At 64.2% G+C, this 22,400-nt stretch carries 27 protein-coding genes; 23 read left to right on the top strand and 4 right to left on the bottom strand.

The annotated features are described in order from the left end of the window. Nucleotides 1–42 precede the first annotated feature (42 nt). The 21 genes from CG471_RS11760 to CG471_RS11660 all read left to right on the top strand — a co-directional run bounded on the left by CG471_RS11760 (nucleotide 43) and on the right by CG471_RS11660 (nucleotide 18,229). Nucleotides 43–633: a hypothetical protein gene (locus CG471_RS11760; protein ID WP_099231977.1), complete on the top strand. Its 591-nt coding sequence runs from the start codon at nucleotides 43–45 to the stop codon at nucleotides 631–633. A gap of 5 nt (nucleotides 634–638) precedes the next feature. Next, a complete protein-coding gene (locus tag CG471_RS11755; RefSeq protein WP_099231976.1) occupies nucleotides 639–845 on the top strand; it encodes a hypothetical protein in 207 nt (68 codons plus the stop codon). Continuing rightward, nucleotides 835–1,557, top strand: a complete 723-nt coding sequence (locus CG471_RS11750) for a phage protein Gp36 family protein (protein ID WP_099231975.1) — start codon at nucleotides 835–837, stop codon at nucleotides 1,555–1,557. Before CG471_RS11755 ends, CG471_RS11750 begins: the two co-directional genes overlap by 11 nt. After that, nucleotides 1,557–2,087 (top strand): phage virion morphogenesis protein, encoded by a 531-nt coding sequence (locus CG471_RS11745; RefSeq protein ID WP_099231974.1) that lies wholly within the window; start codon nucleotides 1,557–1,559, stop codon nucleotides 2,085–2,087. Before CG471_RS11750 ends, CG471_RS11745 begins: the two co-directional genes overlap by 1 nt. Then, entirely contained in the window at nucleotides 2,084–2,506 is a 423-nt protein-coding gene (locus CG471_RS11740) for a hypothetical protein (RefSeq protein ID WP_099231973.1), read from the top strand. The genes CG471_RS11745 and CG471_RS11740 overlap by 4 nt, the downstream gene beginning before the upstream one ends. Then, entirely contained in the window at nucleotides 2,503–2,772 is a 270-nt protein-coding gene (locus CG471_RS11735; RefSeq protein WP_180275679.1) for a hypothetical protein, read from the top strand. The genes CG471_RS11740 and CG471_RS11735 overlap by 4 nt, the downstream gene beginning before the upstream one ends. 3 nt (nucleotides 2,773–2,775) lie before the next feature. Continuing rightward, nucleotides 2,776–3,714, top strand: a complete 939-nt coding sequence (locus tag CG471_RS11730; RefSeq protein ID WP_099231972.1) for a hypothetical protein — start codon at nucleotides 2,776–2,778, stop codon at nucleotides 3,712–3,714. A 115-nt stretch (nucleotides 3,715–3,829) separates the two neighbouring features. Continuing rightward, nucleotides 3,830–4,219 (top strand): hypothetical protein, encoded by a 390-nt coding sequence (locus CG471_RS11725; RefSeq protein WP_099231971.1) that lies wholly within the window; start codon nucleotides 3,830–3,832, stop codon nucleotides 4,217–4,219. Nucleotides 4,220–4,281: 62 nt separating this feature from the next. Further along, complete coding sequence (locus CG471_RS11720; protein WP_257211508.1) at nucleotides 4,282–4,569, top strand: DUF1799 domain-containing protein; 288 nt, start codon at nucleotides 4,282–4,284, stop codon at nucleotides 4,567–4,569. Continuing rightward, a complete protein-coding gene (locus tag CG471_RS11715; RefSeq protein ID WP_099231969.1) occupies nucleotides 4,566–8,198 on the top strand; it encodes a hypothetical protein in 3,633 nt (1,210 codons plus the stop codon). The genes CG471_RS11720 and CG471_RS11715 overlap by 4 nt, the downstream gene beginning before the upstream one ends. 94 nt (nucleotides 8,199–8,292) lie before the next feature. After that, nucleotides 8,293–10,068: a hypothetical protein gene (locus CG471_RS11710; RefSeq protein WP_099231968.1), complete on the top strand. Its 1,776-nt coding sequence runs from the start codon at nucleotides 8,293–8,295 to the stop codon at nucleotides 10,066–10,068. Then, nucleotides 10,065–10,412: a hypothetical protein gene (locus CG471_RS11705; protein ID WP_099231967.1), complete on the top strand. Its 348-nt coding sequence runs from the start codon at nucleotides 10,065–10,067 to the stop codon at nucleotides 10,410–10,412. The genes CG471_RS11710 and CG471_RS11705 overlap by 4 nt, the downstream gene beginning before the upstream one ends. Further along, nucleotides 10,409–10,771: a hypothetical protein gene (locus CG471_RS11700; RefSeq protein ID WP_143560187.1), complete on the top strand. Its 363-nt coding sequence runs from the start codon at nucleotides 10,409–10,411 to the stop codon at nucleotides 10,769–10,771. The genes CG471_RS11705 and CG471_RS11700 overlap by 4 nt, the downstream gene beginning before the upstream one ends. A gap of 3 nt (nucleotides 10,772–10,774) precedes the next feature. After that, nucleotides 10,775–11,644, top strand: coding sequence for a hypothetical protein (locus CG471_RS11695; protein ID WP_099231965.1), 870 nt, complete (start codon nucleotides 10,775–10,777; stop codon nucleotides 11,642–11,644). A 3-nt stretch (nucleotides 11,645–11,647) separates the two neighbouring features. Further along, entirely contained in the window at nucleotides 11,648–13,693 is a 2,046-nt protein-coding gene (locus CG471_RS11690; RefSeq protein ID WP_099231964.1) for a hypothetical protein, read from the top strand. After that, nucleotides 13,693–15,708, top strand: a complete 2,016-nt coding sequence (locus tag CG471_RS11685) for a sialate O-acetylesterase (protein WP_099231963.1) — start codon at nucleotides 13,693–13,695, stop codon at nucleotides 15,706–15,708. Before CG471_RS11690 ends, CG471_RS11685 begins: the two co-directional genes overlap by 1 nt. Nucleotides 15,709–15,723: 15 nt before the next feature. Further along, complete coding sequence (locus tag CG471_RS11680) at nucleotides 15,724–16,494, top strand: hypothetical protein (protein WP_099231962.1); 771 nt, start codon at nucleotides 15,724–15,726, stop codon at nucleotides 16,492–16,494. Between the two features lie 304 nt (nucleotides 16,495–16,798). After that, complete coding sequence (locus tag CG471_RS11675) at nucleotides 16,799–17,014, top strand: hypothetical protein (protein ID WP_099231961.1); 216 nt, start codon at nucleotides 16,799–16,801, stop codon at nucleotides 17,012–17,014. A gap of 65 nt (nucleotides 17,015–17,079) precedes the next feature. Then, nucleotides 17,080–17,688: a glycoside hydrolase family 108 protein gene (locus tag CG471_RS11670; RefSeq protein WP_099231960.1), complete on the top strand. Its 609-nt coding sequence runs from the start codon at nucleotides 17,080–17,082 to the stop codon at nucleotides 17,686–17,688. Next, nucleotides 17,685–17,912 carry a hypothetical protein gene (locus CG471_RS11665; RefSeq protein ID WP_143560186.1) on the top strand — a complete coding sequence of 76 codons (228 nt, stop codon included), beginning with the start codon at nucleotides 17,685–17,687 and terminating at the stop codon, nucleotides 17,910–17,912. Before CG471_RS11670 ends, CG471_RS11665 begins: the two co-directional genes overlap by 4 nt. Then, nucleotides 17,909–18,229 carry a hypothetical protein gene (locus tag CG471_RS11660; protein ID WP_143560185.1) on the top strand — a complete coding sequence of 107 codons (321 nt, stop codon included), beginning with the start codon at nucleotides 17,909–17,911 and terminating at the stop codon, nucleotides 18,227–18,229. The genes CG471_RS11665 and CG471_RS11660 overlap by 4 nt, the downstream gene beginning before the upstream one ends. On the opposite strand, the gene CG471_RS11655 is transcribed toward CG471_RS11660, so the two are convergent. Further along, entirely contained in the window at nucleotides 18,207–18,401 is a 195-nt protein-coding gene (locus CG471_RS11655) for a hypothetical protein (RefSeq protein WP_099231957.1), read from the bottom strand. The genes CG471_RS11660 and CG471_RS11655 overlap by 23 nt on opposite strands. Continuing rightward, a complete protein-coding gene (locus tag CG471_RS11650) occupies nucleotides 18,398–18,583 on the bottom strand; it encodes a hypothetical protein (protein ID WP_099231956.1) in 186 nt (61 codons plus the stop codon). Before CG471_RS11650 ends, CG471_RS11655 begins: the two co-directional genes overlap by 4 nt. 115 nt (nucleotides 18,584–18,698) lie before the next feature. On the opposite strand from CG471_RS11650, the gene CG471_RS11645 reads away from it, so the two are divergent. Together CG471_RS11645 and CG471_RS11640 are read left to right on the top strand one after the other, a co-directional pair. Continuing rightward, the gene (locus CG471_RS11645; protein ID WP_099231955.1) at nucleotides 18,699–19,367 is read left to right on the top strand and encodes a S24 family peptidase; all 669 of its coding nucleotides are present in this window, start codon (nucleotides 18,699–18,701) and stop codon (nucleotides 19,365–19,367) included. A 69-nt stretch (nucleotides 19,368–19,436) separates the two neighbouring features. Beyond that, on the top strand, nucleotides 19,437–20,354 hold the full coding sequence (locus CG471_RS11640; RefSeq protein ID WP_099231954.1) for an XdhC family protein: 918 nt from the start codon (nucleotides 19,437–19,439) through the stop codon (nucleotides 20,352–20,354). Nucleotides 20,355–20,368: 14 nt separating this feature from the next. On the opposite strand, the gene CG471_RS11635 is transcribed toward CG471_RS11640, so the two are convergent. Further along, nucleotides 20,369–20,554, bottom strand: coding sequence for a YbdD/YjiX family protein (locus CG471_RS11635; protein WP_004210018.1), 186 nt, complete (start codon nucleotides 20,552–20,554; stop codon nucleotides 20,369–20,371). Beyond that, nucleotides 20,551–22,400, bottom strand: a 1,850-nt coding sequence (locus tag CG471_RS11630; RefSeq protein WP_099231953.1) for a carbon starvation CstA family protein, incomplete at its 5' end; no start/stop codon positions are given. The genes CG471_RS11635 and CG471_RS11630, both read right to left, overlap by 4 nt.

The raw sequence follows: 22,400 nt of genomic DNA, 5'->3' as shown, positions 1-22,400 counted from the left end.
GCACTGTCCCCGCCAGTAACCTTCCTGACCTCGGAGTTTCCCATGCGGAATTATGAAGTAAAAACGGCGCTGCGCGGTCTGCGTCGCGCGGACGGCCAGAAGAAGCCGGTGGAGATCGGCGCGGTCATCGCGTTGCCGTTCGATCTTGCGATCGAACTGCTTGCCCTTGATGCGGTCGAGGAAACGCGCGCGCAAGTCACCTGCGCGCTGTCCTGGGAAACCACGGCGCCCGTACCCGTGTCCTCGCCGATCGCGGTCGTGGCAGTGACGGATCGCTATGCCCTGGTCGATGCTATCGCGGATCTGGGTGGCATCGTGTTTTTTGTCGGTGAAGGCCTGCCGGATGATGCCGGACAGGTACTGGCCGACTTTTCCAACGATGCGCTGCTGGATGAACTGAGCGTTCGGATCGGCGAAGGCCGTCTGGCTCCAGCGGTGATGGAGTCGGTTGCCAAGATGCTGGCGCTCGCGACCGGGGGCGAGGACGGCGAAGCCCTCGATGCCGCGACCGATGGTGCCGATCCTGTTGGCGGTGTTGCGCAGGCCGAGGAGACGGAGCCGGCAAGTGAAACCGCGTCGTCTGAAGCTGGGGCTGAACCTTCGGCCGCCAAGCCCCCCCGCAAGAGGGGCTGATCGACATGACGGCCCTGCTCTGGATGGCGCTCGTGCTGGTTGCACTCAGCATGTTGCTGGCTGTGGTCTCCTTCGCGCTGGACTATTGGGATGCGCCTGTTTCCGGCCTGACCTTCATGGTTGCACTGGTCATGCTGTTCATCGGTGGGGCCTGCCTGTTCGTGGGCGGCATCAGCGGCTTTTTCGAGCTTGCGCAGGCCCATGCGTCCTGAAACTATCCTGAAACAGCCTTCCGAGATGCTGCACCGTCCGGTCACCTTCAATGGTATTTCGACCGTGACTGTGCTGCATTCGGTGGATGTCGCGGCCAGGGGGCTGGTCGCGAGCGTGGCGGAACTGGGAGTCGTGCCCCAGCTTTTCGCCGACGCTGTAACGCTCGCCATCTCCGGGGGAACGGATGGCGAGCGTTACCTCGTTACGGTGATCGCCGACGATGCGGACGGACAGCGCGCTGAGACCGAGCTGGAGATCGCGGTCATCGACATGGCCTGGTCCATGCCCGATGGTGGCGCGCCCTATCTGACCATTGCTGAATTCATCGACCGCTTCACCTTGGAAGAGGTGCTGGTCATGACCGACACGGGCAAGGGCTGGATCGATCGGGGGCTGCTGGTTGGCGCGCTGGTCAATGCGCAGGCTGTCGCCGATACGCATCTGGCTGCGCGCTACACCGTTCCGCTCGTGGAAGCGCCGCTCATCATCAAGAAGATCGTGGGCGATCTGGCGCGAGCCGATCTTTATCCGCGCGGTGCGCCTGATGGGGTAGCTGCCGCGGCGAAGGTGTCGATGAAGATGCTGGAGCGCATCCAGTCCGGCGCGCTGCCCGTGCCGGCGGCAACAGCGCCTGTGGCCGCGCCCGCCCAGGACGATATTCTCATCTCGCCTGGTCGCCGGGCCTATCCCGATGGATTGGCGGGCTACTGATGGGCGCGGGCTTTGATCTCAGCATCCGCGTGGATGACGCCATGCTCAACGAGGCGGTGGGGCGCGCCATTCTCGCCGGCAGCAATCTTCGCGAGCCGATGGGCCATATCGCTGAAGACTGGATGGTGCATGCGCGCGGGCGGTTTGCGCAAGAACGCGACCCTTTCGGGGTTCCGTGGATGAAGCGCCGTATCGATCCTGATCAGCCCATCAACGTCAAGGATGCTAGCCGCAAGGTCCTGCACAAAAAAGGTGCGCTGGAGCGCGCGTTAGTGCCCGACTTTGGTTCGGATTTCGCGCAGATCGGGGTGCTGCAGACGGCCGGGCCAGCCAAATATGCGCGCATTCACAACGAGGGCGGCACCATTAAGCCTCGCAACAAGAAGGCGCTCAAATTCGGCAATCGGGTCGTGTCGCAGATCGTAATGCCCAAGCGTCAATATGTCGGGTTTGGGCCGGATGAGGAGCGCATCGTCATTCAGGTCCTGCGCGCATTTCTGGCCGGGCTGTTCTCGAAGGTGGCGGGATGATTTCGCAGAAGCCTATAGTGGCCCGGCTGAAAAGCGTCGGCCTGCGGAACGTCGAGGGCATACTCGAATGGGCCGGCCTCACGGAGGCGCCCCGCGCCTCGCCAGCCTTTTTCGTCGCGCCCGAGGCCGATAGCGCGGCGCCCAACAGCATGGGTACTCGCGTCCTGGACCAAAAGCTCACCGAACAGTTCGGCGTGATCGTGGTGGTAGAGGGGCGTGCGCACGGCAGCGAGATGATCGACGATCGCCTCAAGGTGGAAGTCGATCGCGTGATGGACGCGCTGATCCTCTGGACCCACCCGGAGGCTGGGCGGCCTACCGAATATGGCGGTGGCAGATTGTTGTCCGCAGACGGATACCGGGTCGCGTGGATGGTCCGATTTACGACATCTCGGCACATCAGGAAGGAAAGTCAATGACCCGTCGGACGGTCAGTTCGTCTAAGCCCGAGGCCAGGTCAGCGGCCGAGACGCGGCCGGTTCAGGCCGATCCAACGCGCCCCCGCGCGCGCGACGCTACCGGCAACGAGATGGACGCATGGGGGCTGCCACTTGCCGGCCCGCTGCGCGCCGTGCGGCTGGCAGAGCTCGGAAAGCCTGATCCCAATGTAGAGCCGGGGGCATGGTCCTCCGCCGACGCCGGGGCGGATGATGCCGACCCGGCCGCGTCGGGCACAGAGGAGTAAATCATGGTCGACGCGATCAAGGTCATCCTGGCCAAGAAAGAAACCACCTACGGCACCGATGCTACGCCCACCGGCGCGGCCAATGCCATTTTGACCAGAAACTATAGCTCCAAGCCGATCGATACCGACCGGCTTGAGCGCAACCTCGATCAGCGCGTCTTTGGTGCGTCCTCGTCGGCCACGTCCAATGAGCGGCGCACCATCGCCTATGAGGTGGAGATTGCCGGATCGGGTGCGGCCGGCACGGCTCCGGCCTGGATGGAATTGCTGGAGGCCTGCGGCATGGTGCCGCCCGTCCTGACGGCGGGCGTCAGCGCCGTTCAGCAGTTCGCGCCTCCCGGTGCGGACGCTTCGGCACTGACCCAATATGACTATATCTCGGATCAGCGCCGCAAGACGGTGGGCAGTGTCGGCACCTTCAATATCGACCTGACGGCGGGCGCCTATCCCTTCTTCAGCTTCAACTGGACGGGTCTGGTCCCGCCCGGAACCGCCTTTGACAAGTCGCCGGCCCCGGCCACGACATTGGCGCGCTGGAAGAAGCCCCTTGAGGTCAATATCGACAACACGACCCTCTCGCTCGACGGCTATTCGCCGCGTGTGCGGTCGTGGCAGGCGCAGGCCGGCGTCACCGTCGCGCTGCGCAACCTCGTCGGTTCGCGCTATGTCCGGCGCGGTAATCATGCGCTGACCTCGACTCTGCTGATCGAGGCGCCCGATATCGCGACCAAGGATTTCATCACCAGCCTGCGCCAGGATGATCTACTGGCATTCGACCTGACTCATGGCGTCGAGGCGGGCGGCATCATCAACTTCGCGTCGGCCAAGGCACAGATTACCGACATCACCGAGAGCGAGGAGGATGATATCCTCATGTGGACCCTCGCCCTGACGCACACGGTCGATGACGGCGCGGCGGACCTCATCATCACTGCAACCTGACAACCGAGAGGCTGTGATGCCTCTGCCGGCGTCCGGGCTGGCAGGGGAGGAGCCGGATATGGGGCGGGCGGGGCCGCGACACCCGCCCGCCCAACCAGAACCCAAGGATCAGAGCATGTTCAAAGTTGTTTCGGAAACCCTGGCCTGGTGGCCTGTGATCTTCGCGGGCGTCACCGAGGAAGGCGCGGTCGTCGAGAACAAGATCGAACTGCGCTTTCGTATCCTGGACGAAGACGAGATCGACGAATTCGGCGCCGCTGCTGCGCGGGCGGTCGCGGGCGCCAAGGGCGGTGGCGTCAGCGAGAAGAACAGCGTGCGCATGCAGAGGGTGCTTGAGCCGGTCGTGCGGGACTGGCGCCTGGTCGCCGGTGCCAATGGCGAGCCGATGCCCTTTGGCGAAGCGAATTTCCAGGCGCTGCTGCGCGTTCCCAACGTCTTTCCCGCCATCCTCGGTGCCTATGGCGCTTGTCGTGCCGGCCGTGAGGATGCGCGCGCGGGAAACTGAAAGCCGCCGCGCGCGCCTGGGCCAGCGGGCGCGGCGGCGTGAAGCCTAAAGCTGATGATGCCATGACCCGATCTGCTCAATACCCGGTCTGGATGGAAGAGCGGATCAAGTCCGACAGCAAGGTGCTGGAACTGGCGCCGGACGAGGCCAAGGCCTTTTCCCTCTTCGTCGCGCTCGACACGCAATGGGACCGGCACGCGATGACCGGTGTGCGTCTGGGTATCGACTATTCCCGCATCCCCGCCGTCGCCCAAATGATGGACATTGCCATGACACCTTCGCTGTTGATCGATATCCGCATCATGGAAGGCGCGGCGTTGGGTGAATATGCAAAGGCGGCGCGTCGATGAGCGATATCGTCGTTGGCGTCCGCCTCAATGCGGACGGGTCGGGGCTGGTTGGGCAGTTGCGCTTGTCGAAGGCGCAGATGGACGCGCTTCGCAATTCGCAGAAGGATGCCGCCCAGTCTGCGCGTGACCTGACCCAGGCAACCACTGGCGTCTCTGCCGCCCAACAGGGTGCGGCTACCTCATCGCGCGAAGCTGCATCGGCCGCAACTGGCGCCGCCGCCGCGCATCGCAGTGCTGCCACCTCGGCGCGTGATGTCACGACGGCGACCGCAAGTCTTTCGGCAACGGACAGAGCAGCGACGGAAGCCATCCGCTTGCTCACCAGCGCCAATGAGCAGGCCGCCGTTTCCTTTGCCACTCGGGCGACCGAAGCTCGCCGGGCCGGCTTCCAGCTTAGCGACCTGTCCGAGCGTTCGGAGGCGCAGACCAGGGCGGCGCGCCGTGAAGCCGAAGCGGCTGGCCAGTTGACCAAGAACCTTGCCCTGCAGCGCGCTGGCTATCAGCAGCTGGGCTTTCAGGTGCAGGACGTGTTCGCCAGCTATGCAAGCGGCGCACGTCTGTCTGTTATCGCGGCCCAGCAGATCGGGCAGTTCGGATCGGCGCTGACGCTCATCGGCCAGGCGTCCGAAGGCGGCAAAGGCAAAATGGCGGCGTTCGCCAGCTTTATCGGCGGCCCCTGGGGCATTGCGCTTACCGCTGGCGTATCTGTTGTCGCGGCGCTGGTGTCGGTCTTGGGCAAGGCCGCAGATGCAGCTGACGCCGCCAAGATCGGTGCTGATGGCCTCTCGGATGCGCAAGGCCTCCTTGGTCAAATGTTCGATCTGACCACGGGCAAGATCAAAAAGCAGAATGAACTGCTACTGATCAATGCACGCCTTATGGCGATCAACCTGCGAGCGGAAGCCCAGAAGGAGCGGTCGGAGGCGGTCCAGGGGCTTGAGGTCGCCTCGCGGGACATCCGGACTGTGCGTGCTGCTCCGGTCGCGGGCATAGGCTATGGCGGCGGTCAGGTTGGCGCCAGTTTCGAAAGCAGTGCGATCAGCGCGCTGGCGAAACAGGCGCAGGCAGCTATGCGGAACGCGGATGAGTCCAAGCGCAGCGACGCGCTTATGGACATACTCGCGAAAACCGAACGGATCGATTTTTCCGGTTCCAACACGACAGCTGACGAATTTCGACAGTATATCGTCGACCTCGCGTCTTCGACCGCGAAGGAGGCGACCAGTGCGCTCATCGACAAATCGCTTGCAGATAATGAGCTTGCTCCAGGCTTGCGGCAGACGGGTAAACCCAAGAAGGACAACAGTGCCGACAAGGCCGCAAGAGAGGCTGAGCGCCTTGCGGCCTTTGGTGAGCGGTCTGCCGAGGCGGTGGCCCGGTTGCGATCCGAATATGATCTGGCGCCGCGCGACATCGACCGGGCCGGGGAAGCCACGCGCTCGCTGGATGCATTGGTCGCCGATATCAACAAGCGGTTGGGCACCGCAAAAAATCTGACGGCCGAGCAGCGCGATAAGTTTATCGAGATCCGGGCTGAAGCCCAGCGCCTCAAGCCGATCATCCAGGAAAGCCTCGTTCGCCCGATCCTCGACATGATCGAAGGGCAGGAGCGTCAGGTGGCGCTGGGCAAGCTGCAGATTGCTGGCCGTCAGGCCGATGCACAGGCGTTGCAACTGACCTACACCCTTATGGACAAGATGGGTGTCGAGAGCGAGGATCAGCTTGCGACCGCTCTCGCCCAGCGCGGCGTGACGGAAGATCAGGTTCGGTCGCTCTACGCCAATCTGGATGTGATGCGCGAACAGACGCGGGAAATGCGCGTCCAGCAACAGCAGCAGGAAATGTTCCTGTCGGCGCTCGGCGACATGCGCGAGAATGTCCGCCTGACCCTGCAGGATTTGCGTAGCGAAGGGCCGAAGGCGGTCGCCGATTTCGCAAAGCGCAGCGTGGATGTGTTTGACCGGCTGTTTTCGGAAGTGGCGACAGAGAAGCTGTTCGGCAGCTTCTTTCGCAAGTTGGAGGATCAGGCCACCGGCGCTGACAAGGTCAGCAAGGCCGGCGACAAGATGGCCGAAGCTGTCGGCGAAGCGGCGGATCACATTGTCACCCTGGGCAAAGCCGCCGCGACGGCCGCAGGGCGTATGCAGGGCGGTGGGGCCGCATCTTCCGGTCTCGATCTGGATATGTCCGGGATCAAGGAAGAGGCCGCCAAGGAAGGTGACATCGTCGTCAACGGCGATCCCCTCAAGATGTTCAAGGGGAGTTTCCAGTCTGGATTTGAGGGCTTCTTCAAAGACCTCAAGACGGACTTCAGTGACATCTTCACCGATATTTTCGGCGACAAGGGCGTGTTCAGCGAGTCTCTGGGTAAGACGCTCGGCGGGCTGGCGGCGGGCGCAGGCACTGGCGCTACTGCCGGTAGCCTGGTCACTGGCCTGCTGGGCATCAAGGGCAGTTCCACCGGCGGCGCGCTGGGCGGCGCCATTGGCACGGCCATTGCCGGCCCGCTAGGCTCTGTGGTGGGTGGCACGCTCGGTTCCGTCCTGGGCGGCCTGACTAAATCCACGCCCAAGGCCAGCGCGACCATTACTGGTGGCAGTGACGACGATGTGTCTGTGTCGGGCAACAAGGATAGCCTCAAGAAGGCGTCGGTGGGCCTCGCCAGTTCGGTGCAGGAGACGCTCCAGCAGATCGCCGACCAGTTCGGCGGCGAGATCGGCAAGTTCGCCGTGTCGATCGGCATCCGCCATGGTGATTATCGCGTCGATACGTCGGGCAGCGGCAAGACGAAGAAGAAGAGCGGGGCCATTGACTTCGACGATGATGAAGCCGGCGCCATCGCCTATGCGGTGATGGACGCGATCACGGACGGCGGGATCACCGGTATTAGCGCAGCGATCCAGAAGGCCCTGCGCTCCAGCAGCGATCTGGACGATGCGCTGGAGGAAGCGCTCAAGGTTAAAGAGGTCGAGGAAATCCTTGGCGGCCTGGGCTATAATCTGGAAGCCCAGTTCAAATCGTTCGAGGCCCAGGCGAAAGAGCGTGTTCGCATTGCCACCCAATATGGCTTCGACGTGCTGGCGATCGAGAAGAAAAATGCCGAGGATCGCGCGGCGCTGATCGAGAGCATGCTGGAAGAGCAGGTGGGCAGTCTGCAGCGCCTGATCGAGGAAATGACCTATGGGTCCCTGTTCGAAGGGTCCGCGATCGAGCAGCGCGACGCCCTGCTGAAGGAGATCGCCCAGGCACAGGCCGATGTAGACGCCGGCAAGGATGGCGCCGCCGATACGCTGGCCTCGCTATTCCAGAAATTTCTGGAGGTGTCGGAAGACGCCTTCGGGTCGACCGCTCAATATGCCGCCGACCGTGACATGGTGCTCAAGCAGTCGCAGGCCGCGATCGACGCTGCCTACAAGCGGATCGAGGATGCGTCGAAGGCTGCATCTTCCACTTCGACGGCCACGACCAGTGATCCGGCACTTGCCGCGACCAATCAGTATTTCGACGAGAATAACGAGCAGAATGCGCGCGTCATCTCGTTGCTGGGCGACCTGATTGCCCAAGGGCAGCAGGTTGCGACCGCTGCCGCCAACGGCCTTAGCGCCGCCTCGCTGGCGAGGACGAGCTAGGGCCACGGCTCTTTCTCATCATTGATTTCAGGCCGGCGGTTGTCCGCCGCCGGATAGCGATTACGGGCGATCTCGCGCTCCATGCCATGCAGGCATGGCAAATTCAGCCCAACTCATCCTTTTCGAGGCGACGCCTCGTCGGCCCGATGACGGCGCCGACCAGATCGTGCGCCTTGCGGGCGGCGGTGGCGCCCGCCCTTATCATTATGCCGATGCACATTGGCGGGCTGGGATCGAGGCGCTGCCAGTTGTCATCGCGTCGCTCGATTATGACGAAGAGATTGTCGGCGGTGGCGTTACGCAGGCGGTGACCCTGACCTATGCGCCGGGCGCGCAGGCAATGCTGGCCGATCTCGCGGCGCATTTCTGGCCTGATGCGCCCTGCACCGTGCGTGTCGGTCCAGAGGGGAGCCTTCCCTCCGTTCTGGTCCAGGGCAAGGTGCTCGAGATCGCGGTTGCGGACGGCAAGCTGTCGATCGTGCTGGCCGATCCGGCGGCCGACATCATGAAGCCTTTCCCGCTGGCCCGCTACCTCGGCACCGGCGGCCTGGAAGGCCCAGAAGACTGGGAAGACAAGCTCAAGCACCGGCTGTTCGGTCGGGTGTGGAACCGTCAGGCCGAGCCGATGGACCCGGCCAACAATATCTACTGCCTCGCCGATCCGCGCCGTCCCCTGCAAGCGATCAGCGCGGTGCGTGATCGTGGATCGCCGGCCGGCGAACTGACCTTCCAGGCCTGGGCGGGAACCGCCGAAGATACGCTGGCCGCGCTCCAGGCGGCGGTCGCGCCAGCGGGCGGCGGCATCGTCTGCCCGTCGATCGCCTCCATCAAATGGTGGACCGAACCCTCGGGCGACTTGCATGCCGATGTCCTGGGCGAGATCGGCGCGGGCTATGTCGAGACCACGGCCGCGATCGCGGAGCGTCTGGTCCAGGAACTGGGCGGCCCGGCGTTCGCGCCCGGCATCGTCGGCTCGGCCGACAGCCTGCGCCCGGCGCCGGTGGGCTGGGTAGTGAAGGACGAGACCACCACGGTCGCCGCGATGCTCGACGAGCTCATGGCGAACGTCTCGCTGCTCTGGCTGCTGTCGCCGACCGGCGAGATACTCATCCGCCCCTGGGCCTGGGGCGCGAGCGTCGCCAGCGCGGTCAGCGAGGACGTGTCGCGCACCAAGGTCATCCGCCCGGTCGCCACCCGCAAGCTGGGCTATCGGCGCAACGAAAGCCGCATGGCGCGCGGCGACCTGGCCGCGATCGTGCTGGCCAATGAGGTCGCCTATCTCGACGGCACGCCCGCCCAGGACCTCCAGCCCGCTGAAGCCGGATCGACCCTTGGCGCGCCGTCCGGCACGCCGGTGGGCAGCATCACGGCCGATGACGTGGACAGCACGATCAATGCCGGCGGCGGTGTCGCGGAGAATCAGGTCAATACCTCGGCGATCCTGGACAATGCGGTGACCGAGTCCAACTTCGCGCTGCTCGACCTGTTCGGCGCGTCGGTCGGCAGCGACGACGATAATGTCTGGCGCGATTTCGCCTATATGGGCGTCTCGCTGTCCACCACCTTCACCCGGCCGGAAGGCGCGACCGATACCACGGCCGTCTTCCTGGTCACGGTGGTCGGCACCCGCACCGGCGGCGACAATGACCGTGTTTCGCTGCGCATGATGCGCGGCGACGGCACCGCGCTGCTGCCGGCCGAGCATGGCTATCTGCTGTTCGAGGGCGGCGGCAACACCGCCTATACCGTGCCCTTCTTCGATCCCGCGCCGCTCGACGGGACCAACAGCTACACCGTCCAGTCCAAGAATGTCGTGGGCCACCCGACTTGGGAGCGGGGAATCGTCATCCCCGTGCGGCTCAGTAAATGAAGCGCTGGGCTTTCATCCATCCCGCCTCGGGCGCGCTTGTCATGGTGACCACGTCGCCGGCATCGATGCCGCCCGCCCATCTCGATCGCCGGCCCGCGCCCGTGGGCGTCGATCCCGGCCTGCACTGGTGGAATGGCTGGTCCTTCGCGCCGCGCGCGGACGCGCCGATCGCGGCGTCGCTTGCCGGTGACCGCGTGTCGATCGACGCGCCGGCCGACGCCTGGCTGTCCCTGCCGGACGGCTCGATCGCCAAGGACCGCGACATCGCCGCGCCCGCCGGCCGCGCGCGCATTTCCCTGGTCGGACAATATCGCGGCGACGCGTGGATCGAGGTGGCCCCATGACCATGGTCGATCCCGTCTATGCGCAGTGGCTGATGGCCGATTGCCTCTGGACCCTCGCCAAGGATGACGTGCTCGATGCGCGCTGGGGCGAGAGCGCGCTGACCAAGGAACGGCAGACCACGATCGCCACCAAGGCGGACGCGGAGGAAGAAGCCGCGCGGCAGTTGGCCTTCATGGGCGGGCCGCTGGTGATCGACAGCCATTTGCTGCTGGGCCGCTGGGAGCAATATCGCGGCCAGGTCATCACCATCACCGGCAGCAAGCTTGGCTATGAGGCGGGCGTCGACGTGTTCGTCCTGGGCGCGGAAGATGCGCTGGCGGCCGGCACCAGCCGCGTTTCCGTGCTGAGGAGGCTGTAGGCCATGGCCAATATCCTCATCACGGAGCCGACGCCGATCGCCGCGATCGCCACGTCGCGCGGCACCGGCGCCGCCAATCTGCTGACCGGCGATCCGCGCGAGATCTGGCTCGACAGCGAGGTTGGCAGCGTGGCGGTGATCGACATCGATCTTGGCGTCGAGCGGATCATCGACACCGTCTTTCTGGGCTGTCTGTTCGGCGCGGCCGACGCGGCCACCTGGTGGATCAAGGGTGGCCTCGCCGCCTATGAGGAACAGACCATCCTCGACACCAGCGCCCTGCGCGTGCCTGAACGCGACTGGCGCCGCCGCACCATGAGCCATGCGCTCTGGTTCGGCCCCGAGCAGCTGCTGCGCTATATCCGCATCGGCGTCGAGCAGCCGGCCGGGGCCGAGCCGCTGGCGATCGGCGCGCTGATCGTGGGCGATGGGTTTCAGCCCAAGTACAACAAGGAATGGGGATCGGGCCGGGCCGTCAAGGACATGTCCACCGTCACCCGCCTTGCCTCGGGCGGCGTCGCCGTGGTCGAGGGCGGGCGCTATGCCAGCTACAGCTGGACGCTGGGCGACCTGTCCGAGGAAGAGACGGATCGCCTTTTCGAACTGCAACTGGCGGTGGGCGAGTCCCGGCCGCTGCTGGTGGTCGAGAACCCGGATCGCACGGCGGGGCTGCGCAACCGTATCCATTATGGGACGCTTACTGGCCTGCGTTCCTATGATCGTCGCAACGCGGTTCAGACCAGCTGGCAGCTGGCGATCGACGGTTGGGCGATCGAGCCTGATCCCGTCCATCAATCACGCACCATCCCCGTCCTCACGCTTGGCGGCGAGCCGCTGACGCTGGGCGGCGAATTTCTGACCCTTGGAGACTGACCCATGAGCAAGGCGATAGAGAGCCTCTCACCGGCGGATAAGGCGGCGCTCAAGGCGGTGCTCGATCCCATGTTCGAAGCCACACTGGACGCGCAGATCGCGGCCATCGGCTATTGGCGTGTCGATAGCTATGCCGAGCGCGGCGAGATCGACCCGGCCTATGGCGACCGCTGCCGCGTCGTCAACGCCACCGAGACCGCGCCGGGTGTGTTCGGCCCGCCCAGCCGGGACTTTGTCTACACGCAGGGGGCGGGCACCGGCGGCGCGGATGCATGGGTCGGCCAGCAGACCGACGCCGAGCAGGACGCCATACTGGATGCGGCCTTCGCGGACATCGACGCGAATATCGCCAACTTCAATGTCGAGCTAGTGAAGCGCCAGCATGTGGTCGAGACGATGGCCCAGCTTGGCGCGATGACCGGCGACTATCTCTATTATGGTCGCCATGTGTACGTGGTCGAGGCGCTGCGGGAGTTTGTCTACACGAAGGACGGCAACGGCCCCGGCCAGGACGCGTGGCTGGGCTATATCAGCCGCTCCGAACTCGACAGCGAATTGGCCGCCGGTCATGCGCGCGATGATGAGCTTTATGGGCTGATAGACGATATCCAGCCGGCCGACATCGCGGCGCTGACCGCCGCGCCGGCCTATGGCGAGCTTGGCGCCACGACATCGTCTGTGGCCCTCGCCTGGTCGATCCTGATCGCGGATGGCACGCCGCTGGCCCAGGCCGTCAGTTGGGGCAGCCAGATCGTCCATCTGGACGGCGGCGCCCGGTCGCTGACCATCCCGCCGCCCGCCTGGGCTGCGCAAACGCAGGTGCTGGTGATCGGCGACAGCCTGTCCTCTCCGGGCTATTCGGATGCGCTGGCGGCGGCGACCGGACTGGCCGTTACCCGCACGGCGCTGGGCGCTCAGACCAGCTACAAGCAGGCTCTGCGGGTCGGCGCGGAGCCGCTCTATGTCACGCTGTCCGGCAACACACTGCCGGCGTCGGGGACCGAGGCGACCGTCACCCTGCTCAACGGCGCGGCGCCCGACCTTTCAAATCCCGCCTCGCTGTTGACTACGGCTGCGGGCGACACGGGGCCGGGTCACCATATCAGCGGCACGATCGCCGGTACGGCTGTGACTATGTCCCATTATCCGGCGACTGCGCCCAACGCATACAAGATGACGCAGGCGGGCGGCGCGCCGGTCACCGTGCCGGTAGGCTCGCTGTTCGTGCCCGACTGGGCGACGGCGACGCGCACCCATGAGCTTTGGATTTGCGTGGGTAGGAACAATGTTGCCGATCCGGCGCGGATCAAGACAGACATCACCGCCATGATCCGCATGGCACGCGGCCAGCGCATTATCCTGTTCGGGATCATCAATGCGCCCGATGAGCCGACCGGATCGGCCAATCTCGCCACCATCAAGGGGCTGAACGACTGGATGCGGTCGACCTGGCCGCAATATTATGCGGTCGACGGCAGTGGCCGCGATCTGCGCCAGGCGCTGCTGGCGAGCGGCGGGAGCAGCGGCAACGATCTGACTGACCGCAACAATGAGGTGATCCCGCGCAGCTTGCGCGTGGCGGCCGATGACCTGCACCTCAATTCTACCGGCTATGGCATCTGGGCTACGCTGGCGCAGGCTTTCCGCACCGGCCAGACCGCGCCCCCCGCCAGCATCGCGGACGGGACGGTCATCACCCTCAACGCCAATGGGCGGTTGCGTCAGCTGACCTTTGCCAAGCTGCCGCGCCGCTTCTGGGGTGTCAGTGCCAATGCCGCGCTGACCGGGGCACAGGTGATTGCGCTGGCGGGCAGCGAGCTTTCGGCTCCTCGGGGCAAGACGTTCAGCGTCACGGCGGCGGACCAATATGTCTATTTCGCCTATCTCGCGAGCCTGGGCGATCCGACCGGCTACGCGATCGGCGGCTTTGCCGAAAGCTACGTCAAGACGGTGGTCAGCGTCACCACCGCCGCCGGCCACACCGCCGACTACATCGTCATCCGATCCACCAACAAGCTGACCGGCACCGTGCCGGTGGAGGTCAAATAATGGCTGATATTGCGAGTCCGATTAAGACGTTGGGGGCGTTCCCTGCGGTCGACCCGACCGTCGCGGCGATCGGCACCGCCGACCAGATTGCGGACGGCGAAACCAAGGTCAGCATGACGGTGGAGGAACGGGAGAGCTTGGCGGGTATAGCAGTTTCTGCGGTTAGACCCGACGTAGGCTTCGTCCCTGTATTCCGGGATGAGCCGTTCGCATTTGTTGCCGCAGTCGATGCTTCGCTGAAACCTGTTCTCGGCTCGGATTTAAAGGGCGACTTGATTGCCCCTCCCACCGATCCGAACATCAATTTGCCTGCTGGAAAGATTCCGGTATTCGCTGACGAAAATGTCCTCTCGGCGGAGCAGGTCGATGGCACCTATCGCGTGATTTTCGGCGTGGCCATCGATGGAACCCTGATAACTCAGCTGGCGGTCGTGACTATTGCGCCGATCTTTCTGGACGAGCCGTGGCTGGTCGCTGATGTCGATGCCGCCATGGGTGTTATCTCCGGCGTCATGAAGGACGGCACGCCCTATCCTCGGGCCGCTATCCCCGAACAAGTCTGGATGCCTTACATTGACGCGGCCGGTAATGTGGCAGTTCTCAGTGAAACGAGGTCGGTTCGCGTGGCGAAGCCTCAAGGCACGTTGCGTTCCGCCGCCGCCATTTCAGCCGGTGGCATCGTTTCTTGGGCGGACGATCAAGGCGGCGCGCGGCCAGAGTTGCGCAAGTTCAATGTTTCCGGATTCGCCTCGGTGCCGTCCGCCATCACCCGATTGGTCATGATCCCCCAGATGGGCCAGTCGAATGGGATCGGATCGGGCGGCTGCCCTAGCGTAACACGCACGCCGGTGCGCCCCGGCCGCGCCTTCATGTTCAATGGCGGCGCGCGGGTCGTGCAAGGCGATGCTACGCTCAACAACTGGGAGCAAGGTTCGGCCAACAATAATGGTCAGTTGCGCAGTATCCTTGACCGTCAAATTCTGACGCTCACCGATCTCTTTGAGGCTGACGTGTTGGTCAGCGCACAGAGCAATTGGTATGGCGAAACGTCATTGTCTGGCGCTGCATGGTCGATGACGCCAACACTGGCGTCGAACATCGGGCTGCTGATGGCTACCTTCGCCATCGGCGGCGCATCGCTGTCTCAACAGATGCCCGGCAGCGCGATGTACAAGAACGTCATTCGTGCCGTCGAGCGAGCCAAAGCGCTGTGCGATATGGCGGGTATCGTCCTTGAAGTCCCTGCGGTCCTCTGGAACCAAGGCGAGGCAGACCGCAATGGTAACACGGAGACTTATCGCACTAACTGGCGCGCGCTTCAGGCTGCGCTGACCACGGACATCAACGCAATCACCGGCGGGGTCGGTGAAGTGGTGATCGTGTTCGATCAGAACGCCTCTTGGACACAGAGCCGGGCAACCGGTGATCTGCCAGCGGCCCAATTGGCGGAAGCCATCGCCAATCCGACCAAATTTCAGGTTGTGATGCCACAGTATATCTTGAGCTACCGCACTGATGGTATTCACACAGATAACGTTTCGATCCGTAAGCGCGGCGAGTATGAGGGACGTGCGCTGGGCAAAATTCGGGCTGCCCAACAGGCTGCTACGCCGCTCACAGCAATCACTGGTGGCGCGCTCATTGTCACCGGAGTAGTCGCCGAAGGGGCCGCTCTTACGATCTCGACATCCGCCGCATCACAGCTGGTAATCGACACCACTGCGGTCGCCGATCCCGGCCAATACGGTCCGCGTGTTTTTGATGCGTCGGGCAACGAGATCACGTTGTCCGCCATCGCCATCTCTGGCTCGTCACAGATCGCAGCAACGCTGGCATCGCCGCTGACGGCAGGCGTCAGTTATTGGCTCGGCGTAGCCGACAAGGGGGCAGTGGGCGCCAAGGCTGGTCCGACGACAGGGCCGCGATCCTGCTTCCGGGACAGCTCGACCGATGTTGGTTCGGACGGTGCCCCCCTCTTTAATTGGGCATCGGTTCAGCAATTCCAAATCCAGTAATCTAAGGAGTCACTTATGGTCACCATTCCTCTTGCCACGATCCAGCCCGGTATCACCGCTCCCGCTGGAAACCCCGCTCTCAATGTCGATGCGGTGGACATGGCCATCTATAACATGCAGGCGACGCTACTTTCGTATGTGCGTGGCAAGCGCCTTTCGGCGGCTAACGTCGCCTTCAAGGACAGGGTGGGTGTGTCGGTGAGCGCCGGCGCGGGGGCTGCGTTCACGGCGGCTGATCCAGCGATGAATGACAAAAATTCGCTCAATCTAGCGGCGGCCACCAGCCCCCAAGTCCCGGATATTGCCGAGTCCGCCAGTTTTACCTTTGTGACGCCAATCCTTCCAGTGGGCTACACGGCTGCGGGGACAAGCTCGAACCTGTTTGGATCATCCGGCGGCGTGGTTGCATACGTCGATGGCGAGACGAGTTTCGCGCGTCTGGTCGTGTCGGCGAACTGGAACACGGCCGACGGCAATTGGCCTAACCCCGGTCTGGCGCTCAATACCAAGGCAATCTTTTGGATCAGCTACGATTCGCCAAGCAAAACGTGGCGCTACGGCATCAACAGTGCGACTGCCGCGGGCACCCTCGCTGGGGTGGCGACGAGAAAAGAGCTTCTCCCGACTGACCGCTTTCGGCCGTTCGCATTTACGAGCGGAGCAAACATGGCAAAGGTCAAGCATTCGGGCTGGGCGATCTTCAACACCGCCTACGGTGCGGGCGGGACGAGTGATGCAAAGTTCGCGGCGCTGATCGCGGCGTGGAAAACCCATATGGGCATTTAACATGCCCCCATCTCAAGGCGGGCCGCGACCCGATCCCCGCGCTGAATGCTGACTATGAGCGGGTGATGGCGCGAGGCGCATTCGCCTGACCCAATGATCCCGGCGCCTGGTTGCAAGTGAGGGCAGGCGCCGGGATCGCTGGCAACCGCTGAGCAGCCAGCAACCCGCGCGTCGTCACGCTTGGGCTGACCGGCTGATAGCACAGGGACCGCCAGCGCCAAGAGGCTGGCTCTTTCTCATTGTTGGACATGCCTTTGACGACGCTACTGCGGACGCGATAGCGTGGCAGCGAAGGAGAAGGGCGATGGACATGACATACGAAAAGGTGAAGCTGGTCCAGCGGGCCGAAAAGAGCATTGGGGAATCAGGCAGCGCCGTGTTTGTCGTGCAAGGCCAGAAATTCGAGGTCACGGACCTGAGTTGGAATGACAAGTCTTGCATCATAGGCGCTCAGATCGCGGGCGGGCAGATACTGTTTCTGGATGCATCCGATCCCTTCGCTGTCATCGTTAAAGGCTAAATAGCAGGGCGGGTGTCCCGCGCCGGATACCCGGCCTTGATATCCTCCTCGGTCATGCCGGTGGCATGGCACAGCTATCTACCCGTCTCGTCGGCGGCGGTCTGACCGCAGCGGTTCTCGCGATCATCGCGTCCATTCTCAATGTCGAGGGTGGGTACGTCAACAACCCCGCCGATCCGGGCGGCGCTACCAATCATGGGATCACTGAGCGGGTCGCTCGGGAGCATGGCTACAAGGGCGCCATGAAGGACCTGCCGAAGGAATTCGCGCAGAGCGTCGTCTTCGTCGATTACGTCCAGGCACCCGGCTTCGATAAGCTGATCGAGCTATCGGCGCCGGTCGGTGAGGAGGCTGTAGACAGCGGCGTCAATACCGGGCCGGCTCAGCCGTCGCGCTGGCTCCAGATCGCGCTGAACAGCCTCAATCGGCAGGGCAAGGACTACCCCGAACTGGTCGTGGACGGAAAGGCTGGCGCCAAGACGATGGCGGCTTATGCCAGTCTGCAGAAACTGCGTGGCAAGCCCGAGGCGTGCCGGATGCTGATCAAGCTGATGGATGCCCAGCAGGCGTCCTATTACCTCAAGCTCACTGACGGCAACGGCAGCCTCGAAACCTTCATGCCCGGATGGGTGATCAACCGCATCGGCAATGTACCGTTGGAGCGCTGCCAGTGAAGCGGCGTCAGATCGGACTTGGTGTACGCATAGCGGCGGCGATGGCCTTCGTTGGGCTGGGCCCTGTCTTCGACGCCATAGCGTCGATGCCGATCTTCTCCGTTCGCGCCGGCTACGCCAACCGCCCGGTGCGATCGAAGCGGCCTCAGGCCAGTCGGCCGAAGAAAGTCAACCGCAACCACATCAGCCGTCGCACGCGGCGCAAGCATCGCAGGAGCAAATGATGCGTATCAAACTTCCCTTGGGGCCAATCGCGAAATGGGTCGGCAACGTCATCCTCGCCGCCGCTGCTCAGGCCGTGGTAGATCGACTGACGCGGCCTCGCGCGAAGGCTGAACCGACTGGTCAACCCGTCGCGCGTCAGTCGCAAGATGACGCTGTCCGGGAGGCGGTCATGGAAGCTCTGGAGAACGGCGCGCTCTCTACTGCCGGCGTCGGCCGAGCACAGATGGAAGCCTTTCTGGCATCTTCCGACAAGGCACTAAAAAAGGCGCCTGAAGCGCCTGTGCAAACCCTCTTCAACGACCCCGCTTCCGGGTAATTATTTGCGCGAATTTCTGACGCGCTACGCCGACTTTTTTTCGCGGACTTTTTTTCGCGCCTTTTTTTCGCGCTACAACCAGCAACTGCGCCAGTGGATCGGCCTCGCGCCGTTCTCCTGCTCGATTACGGACCAGATTCGCGCTCGTGCGCAGCATGTCGGCGCTTGTCATTGGCTCACGCTCCTGCGATATTCGTTCATGAAATGTTCTATTCGTCTCTTTACCCGATCGCCCGGATCGCGCCCCATGCGCAGGTCGAAGACCAGGCGCGGATCGCGCACGGCATCGCGGCCAAATCTGGTCGGCGCTATCTGATGATCCCGCAGGAATTTCTCGATCGTGCGCAACAGCATGGACGGAACTCTCCTCTTTCGAGCCGATTCGCCCCCTGCGAATCGATAGGCAATTTCCTATCTCATATTCATTTTCCTACTTGTCTAGGAAAATTCCTATCATTATGGATGCAACATGGATGAAGCGCAGGACGCCCGGACTGCCCTCGATCGGCTGATCGTCGAACGCGGGGAAAATTATGCCGATCTGTCGCGGCTGATCGGGCGCAATCCCGCCTATATCCAGCAGTTCATCAAGCGCGGCACGCCGCGCAAGCTGGACGAGGCGGATCGCCGTATCCTGGCGCGCTATTTCGGCGTGGCGGAAACGATGCTGGGCAGTCCTGTGCAGGCCGGCGCACCGATCCCGCGTGTGCGCGGCCTGCCGGCGGTGGTGGTGGTGCCGCGCCTGTCGCTTGGCGCCTCCGCTGGCGCGGGCTCGCTGGATGAGGATGAGCGCACGGCCGGCGTGATGGCGTTCGATGCGCAATGGCTGCGGCATCTGGGCGTGCGGCCGCAGCGCGTGTCGATCATCCGGGTCGATGGCGAATCGATGGCGCCCACGCTCAACGATGGCGACGACATCATGGTCGATCATGAGGATGACGCCGATCGCCTGCGTGATGGCGTCTATGTGCTGCGGCTCGACGGCGTGCTGATGGTCAAGCGGGTGGCGATGGGGCCGTTGCGCGGCCGGTTCAGCGTCTTGAGCGACAATCCCCATTATCCCGACTGGACCGATATCGATCCGGCGATGGTGGCGATCGTCGGCCGGGTCGTCTGGACAGGCAGGCGGCTGGTCTGAGAAGCCTGATCCGTCTTTGAAAGGCGCCGTGCCTTTCCTATGTCCAGGAAAACAGGGGAAGGCTGGATCATGAACGATAATGGCGCGGTGATCCGCAAGGCGATCGAGTGGCGTGGCGCACCGATGGCGCTGGCAACCGTCGTGTCCACCTGGGGATCGGCGCCGCGTCCGCGAGGCAGCCACATGATCGTGCATCAGGATGGCCGGCTGGAGGGCAGCATATCGGGCGGTTGCGTCGAAACCGATGTATTGCAGCGCGCTGCCGAAGTGATCGCCGGCCGGCCCGGCCATGTTGCGCGCTATGGCGTGGCCGATGGCGATGCATGGGAGGTCGGCCTGCCCTGTGGCGGGGAGATCAGCGTACTGGTGCAGCCGGTGGGCCAGGGTGGCTTTGCCCCCGACCTGTTCGACCGGATCGCGTCGGACAGCGCGCGCGGCCGGGCGCTCACTTTATCGACCGATCTGGACAGCGGCGTCACCCGCGAGGGCGTGGTCGAGGGACAGTTCCTCAACCGCTATGATCCGCCTCGCCGGTTGCTGATCGTCGGCGCGGTGCAGATCGCCCAGTCGCTGGCCGCGCTGGCACAGGCGATCGACGTCACCCCGGTGGTGATCGACCCGCGCGGCCGTTTCCTGACGGCGGAGCGTTTCCCCGGCATCGAACTGGACGATCGTTGGCCCGATGCAGCGATCGCTGCACGCCATCCCGGCGAATCCACCGCCGTCGTGACCTTGAGCCATGACATCAAGATCGATGACCCCGCGCTGATCGCGGCGCTCGCCGCGCCGACCGGCTATGTCGCGGCGCTGGGATCGCGGCGCAGCCATGCCGCACGGCTCGAGCGGCTGGCGGCGCAGGGCTTCGGCACGGACGACCTCGTCCGGATCGACGGGCCGGCGGGGCTGGACATCGGCGCGATCGGTGCGGCGGAAATCGCCCTGTCGATCACCGCCGGCATGGTCGCCGGCTTCAACGCCCGTCGCTGATCAGGCGCAATCGCTCAGCAGCATTTCCCGCCATTTTTCCCGCCATAGCGCGCCTCCTGCCGATTCCGGAAAAAGGCGGTGCGATCCATCGGCGCATGGCCGGGATGATGGTCGCGCATATGGCGCAGATAGGCGTCATAGTCGGGCTGGCCGACCATCAGATGCGCCATGCGCCGCAACGTCTGGAAGAACGGACTCATGGTGTCGTGACCAGTTGCGCCGGAATCTCGCGCGCGGTCGGCGCGCCAAAGCGCCGGGCAGCGAGACAGGTGCGGATGGTGAAGACCAGCAATGCCAGCACCACCGCCAGGAAGATCGCGACCAGCCCGGCGTCGACATAATCGTTGAACAGGATCTGGCGCATTTCCGCCACCGACTTGGCCGGCGCCAGCACCTCGCCCTTGTCCAGCGCCGCGCTATATTTGGCGGCATGGGCCAGGAAGCCGACCTTCGCATCGGTCGAGAACAGTTTCAGGAAGCCGGCCGACAAGGTGCAGATCAGCAGCCAGGCCGCCGGCACCATCGTCACCCAGGCGAAGCGGTCGCGCTTCATGCGGAACAGCACGGCGGTCCCCAGCATCAGCGCGATTGCCGCCAGCATCTGGTTGGAAATGCCGAACACCGGCCACAGCGTGTTCACCCCGCCCAACGGATCGGTGACGCCCTGATAGAGGAAAAAGCCCCAGGCCGCGACGCACAGGCCGGTGGCGATGAAGCCAGGCAACTGGCTCTTGCTGTCCTTGAAGCTGGGCACCGCCAGCGCGATCAGATCCTGCAGCATGAAGCGGCCGGCGCGGGTGCCGGCATCCACGGCGGTCAGGATGAACAGTGCCTCGAACAATATGGCGAAATGATACCAGAAGGCCTTCATCGCCGGGCCGCCGAACACATGGCTGAAGATTTCTGCCATCGCCACGGCCAGCGTCGGTGCGCCGCCCGCGCGGCTGATGATCGTATGTTCGCCGACATCCTTCGCCGTCTGGACGATCAGGTCGGCGCTGATCGGGAAGCCCATGGCGGTGACGGCGGCGGAGACGCTGGCGGGGTCGGTGCCGATCACCGCCGCCGGGCTGTTCATCGTGAAATAGATGCCGGGGTCCAGGATCGACGCGCCGACCAGCGCCATGATCGCCACGAACGCCTCCATCAGCATCGCGCCATAGCCGATCAGCGGCGCGTCGCTCTCGGTCGCGATCAGCTTGGGCGTGGTGCCGCTGGCGATCAGTGCGTGGAAGCCGGACACCGCGCCACAGGCAATGGTGATGAACAGGAAGGGGAAGAGGCCGCCCGACCAGACCGGCCCGCCGCCGGCAGCGAACTGGGTGACGGCGTGCATCCTGAGCGGCGGGGCCATGATGACGATGCCGATCGCCAGCGCGGCGATCGCCCCGATCTTGAGGAAGGTCGACAGATAATCGCGCGGCGCCAGCAGCAGCCACACCGGCAGTACCGACGCGACCGCGCCATAGCCGATCAATATCCAGCAGAGCTGCACGGGCGTGAAGGTGAAGATCGGCCCCCAGACCGGCGATTGCGCGATCGCCTGGCCATAGACGATCGCCGCGAGCAGGCCGATCAGCCCCAGGATCGACACTTCGCCGATCCGGCCGGGGCGGATCCAGCGTGTATAGGCGCCCATCGCCATGGCCAGCGGCACGGTGGCGGCGACGGTGAACATGCCCCAGGGGCTTTCCGCCAGTGCCTTCACCACGATCAGCGCCAGCACGGCGAGGATGATCACCATAATCATGAAGGCGCCGAACAGCGCGATCGTGCCCGCGACCTGGCCCATTTCCATGCGGATGAGCTCGCCCAGCGACTTGCCGTCGCGGCGCATGGAGATGAAGAGGACCATGAAATCCTGCACCGCGCCCGCCAATACGACGCCGGCGATGATCCACAGCGTGCCGGGCAGATAGCCCATCTGCGCCGCCAGCACCGGCCCGACCAGCGGCCCCGCGCCGGCGATCGCCGCGAAATGATGGCCGAACAGGACGGTACGGTCGGTCGCGACATAGTCGAGGCCATCGGCGCGGCGGATCGCGG

The sequence above is a fragment of the Sphingobium sp. IP1 genome (genome assembly GCF_002708645.1).
GTDB classification, from domain to species: Bacteria; Pseudomonadota; Alphaproteobacteria; order Sphingomonadales; family Sphingomonadaceae; genus Sphingobium; species Sphingobium yanoikuyae.
The sequence above is the reverse complement of the archived record's forward strand: the minus strand, read 5'-3'. Positions and strand labels throughout refer to the sequence as shown.

Bases quoted from the DNA above. Each gene is read 5' to 3' on its own strand.
- CG471_RS11715 (WP_099231969.1), top strand. From the start codon at position 4,566: ATGAGCGATATCGTCGTTGGCGTCCGCCTCAATGCGGACGGGTCGGGG.
- CG471_RS11725 (WP_099231971.1), top strand. From the start codon at position 3,830: ATGTTCAAAGTTGTTTCGGAAACCCTGGCCTGGTGGCCTGTGATCTTC.
- CG471_RS11690 (WP_099231964.1), top strand. From the start codon at position 11,648: ATGAGCAAGGCGATAGAGAGCCTCTCACCGGCGGATAAGGCGGCGCTC.
- CG471_RS11670 (WP_099231960.1), top strand. From the start codon at position 17,080: ATGGCACAGCTATCTACCCGTCTCGTCGGCGGCGGTCTGACCGCAGCG.
- CG471_RS11695 (WP_099231965.1), top strand. From the start codon at position 10,775: ATGGCCAATATCCTCATCACGGAGCCGACGCCGATCGCCGCGATCGCC.
- CG471_RS11650 (WP_099231956.1), bottom strand. From the start codon at position 18,583: ATGCTGTTGCGCACGATCGAGAAATTCCTGCGGGATCATCAGATAGCG.
- CG471_RS11745 (WP_099231974.1), top strand. From the start codon at position 1,557: ATGGGCGCGGGCTTTGATCTCAGCATCCGCGTGGATGACGCCATGCTC.
- CG471_RS11640 (WP_099231954.1), top strand. From the start codon at position 19,437: ATGAACGATAATGGCGCGGTGATCCGCAAGGCGATCGAGTGGCGTGGC.
- CG471_RS11720 (WP_257211508.1), top strand. From the start codon at position 4,282: ATGACCCGATCTGCTCAATACCCGGTCTGGATGGAAGAGCGGATCAAG.
- CG471_RS11645 (WP_099231955.1), top strand. From the start codon at position 18,699: ATGGATGAAGCGCAGGACGCCCGGACTGCCCTCGATCGGCTGATCGTC.
- CG471_RS11700 (WP_143560187.1), top strand. From the start codon at position 10,409: ATGACCATGGTCGATCCCGTCTATGCGCAGTGGCTGATGGCCGATTGC.
- CG471_RS11675 (WP_099231961.1), top strand. From the start codon at position 16,799: ATGGACATGACATACGAAAAGGTGAAGCTGGTCCAGCGGGCCGAAAAG.
- CG471_RS11750 (WP_099231975.1), top strand. From the start codon at position 835: ATGCGTCCTGAAACTATCCTGAAACAGCCTTCCGAGATGCTGCACCGT.
- CG471_RS11755 (WP_099231976.1), top strand. From the start codon at position 639: ATGACGGCCCTGCTCTGGATGGCGCTCGTGCTGGTTGCACTCAGCATG.
- CG471_RS11635 (WP_004210018.1), bottom strand. From the start codon at position 20,554: ATGAGTCCGTTCTTCCAGACGTTGCGGCGCATGGCGCATCTGATGGTC.
- CG471_RS11760 (WP_099231977.1), top strand. From the start codon at position 43: ATGCGGAATTATGAAGTAAAAACGGCGCTGCGCGGTCTGCGTCGCGCG.
- CG471_RS11740 (WP_099231973.1), top strand. From the start codon at position 2,084: ATGATTTCGCAGAAGCCTATAGTGGCCCGGCTGAAAAGCGTCGGCCTG.
- CG471_RS11730 (WP_099231972.1), top strand. From the start codon at position 2,776: ATGGTCGACGCGATCAAGGTCATCCTGGCCAAGAAAGAAACCACCTAC.
- CG471_RS11705 (WP_099231967.1), top strand. From the start codon at position 10,065: ATGAAGCGCTGGGCTTTCATCCATCCCGCCTCGGGCGCGCTTGTCATG.
- CG471_RS11710 (WP_099231968.1), top strand. From the start codon at position 8,293: ATGGCAAATTCAGCCCAACTCATCCTTTTCGAGGCGACGCCTCGTCGG.
- CG471_RS11660 (WP_143560185.1), top strand. From the start codon at position 17,909: ATGATGCGTATCAAACTTCCCTTGGGGCCAATCGCGAAATGGGTCGGC.
- CG471_RS11735 (WP_180275679.1), top strand. From the start codon at position 2,503: ATGACCCGTCGGACGGTCAGTTCGTCTAAGCCCGAGGCCAGGTCAGCG.
- CG471_RS11655 (WP_099231957.1), bottom strand. From the start codon at position 18,401: ATGACAAGCGCCGACATGCTGCGCACGAGCGCGAATCTGGTCCGTAAT.
- CG471_RS11680 (WP_099231962.1), top strand. From the start codon at position 15,724: ATGGTCACCATTCCTCTTGCCACGATCCAGCCCGGTATCACCGCTCCC.
- CG471_RS11685 (WP_099231963.1), top strand. From the start codon at position 13,693: ATGGCTGATATTGCGAGTCCGATTAAGACGTTGGGGGCGTTCCCTGCG.